Here is a 5811-nt window from a genome sequence, read left to right as displayed (position 1 = left end):
ACCCCTCAGCGCCTGGTTCGGGGCCTACCCCTCGACGTCGGCCTTGAGGTTGGCGAGGAGCTGATGCTGGATGCGCTTGAGCCCGGCCGGGGCGAAGGTCCGCTCGAAGAATCCCCCCACTCCCCCGGCTCCGTCCCACGACGTGGTCATCTCCACCAGCGCACCGCCGGTGGCCTCGCGGACCGTGTAGGTGGTGGCCATGGACGAGTTGGCGTCCTTCTCCACCAGCGACCAGTGCGCCGCGGCCTCGTCCACGGTCACGGTTGCCTTGACGTCCCGGCTGCGCTTCTTGGTGGCCTGGAGGTTCCACGCGGCCACCGTGCCGTGGCCCTGGCCGCCCTCGATCAACCTGTAGGCGGTGAACTGCTCGGGCTGGATCCGGGGACGGACCTGGGCGTAGTCCGCGATCGCGGCCGTCACAGCAGCGACGGGTGCCTCGATGACGATGGTGTTGCTGGCGGTGACCCTGCCCATGATCGTGACTCCTCCTCTGCCTGACCACGTCGCGCCCACCGGTATCGCCGGCGGCGGCGCCCTCGACAGGGGCGCGTCAGACCACCACCATCGTGCCCGATCCGTCGTGCCGCCGAGCGCGCCACCTCGCACCGATCTTCCGGAGCTCCTCGAGCCAGAGGATCGACGAGCCCACCGCGACCGCCAACAGCCACTCATCGGCGTGCAACGGGGTGGTGTCGAAGATCCCCTGGAGGAAGGGAACCTGGACCACGGCCACCAGCAGCAGCGGGACCGCGGCCAGCGCCACCCAGATCGGGGCGTTGTGTGCCATGTCGCGGGAGAACACCGAGCCGTCGGTGGATCGGACGTTCATCAGGTTGAACACCTGGAAGAACACGAAGGCGGCGTAGGCGAGGGTGGTGGCGAACAACGGCACGCCCACGCGCTCGGGGAAGATCGTCTCCGCGAACGCGAGGACCAGCAGTGTCCCGGTGGCCATGACCACGCCCAGCCACAGGATCCGTACCAGTCGTGACGGGGTGAGGATCTGCTCATCGGCGGGTCGGGGTGGTCGCCGCATCGCGTTCTTCTCCACGGGCTCCACGCCCAGGGCCATGGCCGGCGGGCCGTCCATGACGATGTTGACCAGCAGGACCTGCAAGGCGGTGAACGGCACGGCAGCCAGACCGAACAGCCCGCTGGCGAGGAACACCAGCACGAACGCCCACGCGGTGGTGAGCTGGAATTTCACGAACTTGACGATGTTGTCGTAGATCCCGCGGCCCTGCTCTACGGCCGAGACGATCGTGGCGAAATTGTCGTCGGTGAGCACCATGTTGGCGGCGCCCTTGGACACGTCGGTGCCGGTGATCCCCATCGCGATCCCGATGTCGGCCTGGCTCAGAGCGGGCGCATCGTTGACGCCGTCCCCGGTCATGGCCACCACGTCCCCGCCGGACTGCAGGGCCCGGACCATCCGGATCTTGTGCTCGGGGGACACCCGGGCCAGGACTCCCAGGCCGGGAGCCCGCTCGGTCAGCTCGTCGTCGTCGATCCCGTCGAGGCCCACCCCTCGCACCGCCTCCCCCTCGATCCCCAGGTCCCGGGCGATCGACGAGGCCGTGACGAGGTGATCGCCGGTGATCATGTGAACGGAAATCCCCGCCTCGCGTGCCACCCGGATGGCCTCGGCGGCCTCCGCGCGGGGCGGGTCGACTATTCCGACCACGGCGAACACGGTCAGCCCGCGCACCTCGTCGAGGAGCACGCTCTCATCGACCGCGCCGGATACTGACTCGAACGGGCGCCCCGCCACCAGCAGGGTCCGCAGTCCCCGCCCCGCGAGCTCATCGGTCGCGTGACGGATCGCCTCGTGCAGCTCATCGGTGAGTTCCACGGCGTCCGTGCCGTTCCACACGTGGGTCGACCGGGGCAGCAGCGCACCGGTCGCGCCCTTGGCGCTGAGCGCGAGCCCCCCTCCCGGTGCACGGTTGACGGTGGCCATGAACTTGTAGTCGGAGTCGAAGGGCACCTGGGCCACCCTCGGGCGGGCAGCACGCAGTCCCTCCACGTCGAGTCCACATTTGGTGGCGGCGACGAGCAGGGCGCCCTCGGTGGGGTCGCCGACGAGCTCCCCGTCGGTCACGATCGCGTCGTTGCACAGCGCCATGGCGACCGCGGCCCTCCGGAGGTCCGGAACGGCGTCCGGATCCGACGACAGGATCGTGCCCGCCGCCTGGTAGCCCGTCCCGGTGACGGTGTAGGCCGCACCGCCCGCGACGATCCGCGTCACGGTCATCTCGTTGAGGGTGAGGGTGCCGGTCTTGTCCGTGGCGATGTGGCTGGTCGACCCGAGGGTCTCCACCGCCGCGAGATTCTTGATGATCGCCCCCTCTCGGGCGAGTCGCGAGGCGCCCATCGCGAGGGTGAACGCCACGACGGCCGTGAGGCCCTCCGGGATGGTGGCCACGGCGAGCGAGACCGCACTGAGGAGCATGTCCTCCCACGACTGCCCGCCCACCAGTCCGATCCCCATGACCAGCGTCACCACGACCAACGCGATCACCGTGAGGACCCTGGCCAGGACCCCGATCCGCCGTTGGAGCGGCGTCTGCTCCCCGCCCGCCCCGCCGAGCAGCTCGGCGATCGCCCCCATCTCCGTGTGCTCGCCGGTCCCCGTGACCACCACGCGCGCCCGACCGCGGGTGACCTCGGTGTTCATGAACACCATGCCGGTGCGGTCACCGAGCGGAGCATCCGCGGCGGCCACCGCTCCCGCCGTCTTGTCCACGGGGACCGATTCGCCGGTGAGCGCCGACTCCGCCACCTGGAACCGGGAGGCCTCGAGGACCCGGCCGTCGGCGGGGACACGGTCACCGGATTCCACCACCACGACGTCACCCGGGACGAGATCCGCGCTGTCCACCTCGACCTCGGAGCCGTCCCGCACGACCCGGCTGTGCGGCACCGCCATGTCACTCAGCGCGGCCAGGCTCTCCTCGGCTCGCGTCTCCTGCACGTAGTTCAGGACGGTGTTGAGCACCACCACCAGGAGGATGACGACCGGGGTCTCCCACTCGCGCGAGATCACGGCGCTCACCACGGCGGCCACTGCGAGAACCATGATCATGGGGTCGCGGAGCAGCCGCAGGACCCGTCTCCAGGCCGGCACTCCGGCCGCCACCGGCAGGGTGTTGGGGCCGTACTCGGCGCGGCGACGCGACGCCTCGGCGCGGGTCAGGCCGTTCGATCCCGCGCCGAGGCGAGCGACCACCTCTGCGGTGGTCAGTGTGTGCCAGGGGGTGCGCTGCTCGGGCTCCGTGGCGCGGTCCGTCGTCGTCATCCCCCCATCGTGCCCGGTCAGCTGCCCCGGGCGATCCACTCCTCCAGATGCGGGGACTCCTCGCCCACCTTCGTGCCGTCACCATGACCGGTGTGGACCAGGGTCTCGGCGGGCAGGGTGAGGATCCGGTCCCGGATCGAGGTGATGATGGTCGGGAAATCGGAGTACGACCGTCCCGTCGCGCCGGGGCCCCCGGAGAACAGGGTGTCGCCGGAGAACAGGACGCCCGCCTCGGGGACGTGGAAGACGCACGAGCCGGGTGAATGGCCGGGGGTGTTCATGACCGTGAACCCGGTCCCGGCGATCTGGAAGGTCTGCCCGTCCTCGAGGTCCTCGTGAGCGACCGTCGGGTGGGTCTCCTCCCACAGCATCTGGTCACCGGGGTGGACGAAGACCCGGGTGTCGAGCTCGCGGGCGAGCTCGGGCGCCACGGTGATGTGGTCGTTGTGGGCATGCGAACACAGGATGCCCTTGACCGTGCGCCCGGCCACCGCGTCGATGATCGGCTGGGCGGTGTGGGCGGCGTCGATGATGTACACCTCGGAGTCGTCGCCGAGGATCCAGATGTTGTTGTCCACCTCCCACTCGCCGCCGTCGAGGGCGAAGACGCCGCTCGTCACGACCTTCTCGATGCGCAGGCCACCGGCATTGCCGGCACTGGTATGGGTCTCGCTCACAGGGTCACCACCGATCGGAGGACGGAACCGGACTTCATGGCACCGAACGCGGCCTCGACCGCGTCCAGGCCGATGCGTTCGCTGACGAACTTCTCGAGCGGAAGCCGTCCCTGCAGGTGCAGGTCGACCAGCATCGGGAAGTCGCGCTCGGGCAGGCAGTCGCCGTACCAGGAGGACTTGAGCGACCCGCCGCGACCGAAGAAGTCGAGAAGCGGCATCTCCAGCCGCATCTCGGGCGTGGGCACGCCCACCAGGACCACGGTGCCGGCGAGGTCCCGGGCATAGAAGGCCTGCTCGTAGGTCTCGGGTCGGCCGACCGCGTCGATCACGACGTCGGCGCCGAATCCGCCCGTGAGCTCCTGGATGGCGGCCACGGGGTCCGTGCCGGAGGAGTTGACCACGTCGGTGGCCCCGAACTCGCGGGCCCACTCGAGCTTGGTGTCGTCGAGGTCGACGGCGACGATGGTCGAGGCGCCCGCCAGACGGGCACCCACGATCGCGGCGATGCCGACACCGCCGCACCCGATCACGGCGACGGACTGGCCCCGCGAGACGTTGCCCGTGTTGACCGCGGCACCGAGGCCGGCCATCACGCCGCAGCCCAGCAGTCCCGCGACGGCCGGGTCGGCCGCCGGGTCCACCTTGGTGCACTGCCCCTCGTGGACGAGGGTCTTGTCGATGAACGCACCGATCCCGAGCGCCGGGCTGAGCTCCGTGCCGTCAGTGAGGGTCATCTTCTTGGAGGCGTTGTGGGTGGCGAAGCAGTACTGCTGCTGCCCGCGCTTACATGCCCGGCACTCGCCGCAGACCGCGCGCCAGTTCAACACCACGAAATCGCCCTCGGACACGTGGGTCACTCGGTCGCCCACGGTCTCCACGATCCCCGCGGCCTCGTGGCCGAGGAGGAAGGGGTACTCGTCGTTGATGCCGCCGTCGCGGTAGGCGAGGTCGGTGTGGCAGACGCCGCACGCCTGAACTCGGACGACGACGTCGTTCGGTCCCGGGTCGGGGACGACGACGTCGACGAGTTCGACATCCGCACCCTTGGTACGGGCGATGACGCCCCTGACGGTCTGTGACATGCCCAGCTTCTCCTCGAGGTCGGTACGGCTCGGGACCAGATCAGGCGGAGCCCGGTCCTGACCCCTCCCACCCTGCCATATATGCAGATCCAGCCATCTGTGCGCACGCGAAATGGCCGGAGCCCCGGACACTCGTGGTGTCCGGGGCTCCGGCAGGTCGAGCGGACAGCTCGAGTGGTCCGATCAGACGGTGACGCCGTTGGCGCGCAGCCACGGCACGGGGTCGATCCACTGGCCGGCGGGGTTGCGCACGCCGAAGTGCAGGTGCGGGCCGGTCGAGTATCCGCGGTTGCCCACGGTGCCGATGACCTGACCGGCGTGGACGCGCTGGCCCACCGAGACGTAGTTCTGGTCGTTGTGGCCGTACTCGAGGAGGTAGCCGTCGTCGGTCTGGATGCGGATCCACAGCCCGTAGCCCGAGGCCGGGCCGGCGGCGACGACAGTGCCGGACTTGGCGGCGAACATCGGTGTACCGATCGGGGCCCCGAAGTCGGTGCCGTTGTGGAAGGTCCCCCAGCGCGGACCGAAGCCCGAGGTGATCGGGCCGAGGGTCGGGGCGTGGGCGCCGCCGACCGCCGCGGACGGCGAGCCGAGCGAACCGAACATCGCCGGGTCGATGGCGTACTCGCGCAGCTGCGCCTCGTTCAGGCCGATGCCCTGCGCGAACTCCTGGGCCATCTGGCCGAGCTGGTTCACGTCGATATCGGAGGACTGGGCGGAGGCGGCGGGGGCGGCGGCCATCGCGACACCGCCG

General features: G+C 70.1%; 5 protein-coding genes. All 5 read right to left on the bottom strand.

Annotation, left to right across the window (positions count from 1 at the left end; translation table 11 throughout):
• Positions 1-24: 24 nt before the first annotated feature.
• Complete coding sequence (locus G6027_RS08075) at positions 25-474, bottom strand: SRPBCC family protein (RefSeq protein WP_182636725.1); 450 nt, start codon at positions 472-474, stop codon at positions 25-27.
• Positions 475-550: 76 nt separating this feature from the next.
• Positions 551-3298 (bottom strand): cation-translocating P-type ATPase, encoded by a 2748-nt coding sequence (locus G6027_RS08070; protein ID WP_182636724.1) that lies wholly within the window; start codon positions 3296-3298, stop codon positions 551-553.
• Positions 3299-3315: 17 nt separating this feature from the next.
• Positions 3316-3975 (bottom strand): MBL fold metallo-hydrolase, encoded by a 660-nt coding sequence (locus G6027_RS08065; protein WP_182636723.1) that lies wholly within the window; start codon positions 3973-3975, stop codon positions 3316-3318.
• Positions 3972-5057: an S-(hydroxymethyl)mycothiol dehydrogenase gene (locus G6027_RS08060; protein WP_182636722.1), complete on the bottom strand. Its 1086-nt coding sequence runs from the start codon at positions 5055-5057 to the stop codon at positions 3972-3974. Before G6027_RS08060 ends, G6027_RS08065 begins: the two co-directional genes overlap by 4 nt.
• Before the next feature lie 183 nt (positions 5058-5240).
• Positions 5241-5811: M23 family metallopeptidase (locus G6027_RS08055; protein WP_182636721.1), on the bottom strand; the 571-nt coding region annotated here is incomplete at its 5' end.

It is taken from the genome of Dietzia sp. SLG310A2-38A2, assembly GCF_014145095.1.
Lineage (GTDB): Bacteria > Actinomycetota > Actinomycetes > Mycobacteriales > Mycobacteriaceae > Dietzia.
The sequence above is the reverse complement of the archived record's forward strand: the minus strand, read 5'-3'. Positions and strand labels throughout refer to the sequence as shown.

Bases quoted from the DNA above. Each gene is read 5' to 3' on its own strand.
- G6027_RS08075 (WP_182636725.1), bottom strand. From the start codon at position 474: ATGGGCAGGGTCACCGCCAGCAACACCATCGTCATCGAGGCACCCGTC.
- G6027_RS08070 (WP_182636724.1), bottom strand. From the start codon at position 3,298: ATGACGACGACGGACCGCGCCACGGAGCCCGAGCAGCGCACCCCCTGG.
- G6027_RS08060 (WP_182636722.1), bottom strand. From the start codon at position 5,057: ATGTCACAGACCGTCAGGGGCGTCATCGCCCGTACCAAGGGTGCGGAT.